Here is a 793-nt window from a genome sequence, read left to right as displayed (position 1 = left end):
TAATTTTGCTTTTTGCACGATTAATGACGATGTTCCGGCGGGATTGGCAAGTCATAATCTTGAATTTTCGGTCGCTGACCACCACGTTTGCGGTACTGTTTTAACTGGAACACAAACGCCAGCACTTGCGCGACCGCGGTAAACAGACCGTCAGGAATTTCTTGTTCCAACTCAGTGGTATGGTAAAGCGCACGTGCAAGTGGTGGAGCAGGCACAATCGTAATGTCGTGCTCGCGTGCCACTTCTCGAATTTTCATCGCCATATGATCCGTACCTTTCGCTATCACGACTGGCGCACGATCTGTTTTCTGCTTATAACGCAGCGCCACTGAATAGTGCTCCGGGTTGGTGACAATAACGTCAGCTTGAGGCACATCGGCAATCTTCCGGCGTTGTGCCGCTTCCCTTTGCAGCATACGAATACGACCTTTCACCTCTGGCTTACCTTCGGTTTCTTTGTATTCGTCTTTCACTTCTTGCTTGGTCATCTTCAACTGATCGGCGTGCTGCCAAATCTGGAACGGTATATCGATGGCCACAACAATCAATAACGAGCAGCTGATCAACAAGATGAAGTTGAGCAAAATATCCAGCGCGTGGAAAATATTCTGCGGATAAACATCCATGCTAAGTTGGATCAAATCTGCTTGCGATGCTTGGATCAAATACATGGCAACGCCTGTCACCAACACCACTTTCAAGATCGATTTGATCAGTTCAACCCAACTTTGCATGCCCACCATGCGTTTTAAACCGCTCAGAGGATTCATTTTGGACAGCTTAGGCATTGCCG

At 47.7% G+C, this 793-nt stretch carries 1 protein-coding gene; it reads right to left on the bottom strand.

Translation table 11 applies throughout. The features are described 5' to 3' along the window. Positions 1–20: 20 nt before the first annotated feature. The coding region (locus tag R7Q48_RS26415; RefSeq protein WP_318133163.1) for a flagellar type III secretion system protein FlhB at positions 21–793 on the bottom strand (773 nt) is incomplete at its 5' end.

It is taken from the genome of Vibrio sp. 378, assembly GCF_033339435.1.
Note: the sequence above shows the minus strand (reverse complement) of the source record. Positions and strands in the feature narration are given on the sequence as shown.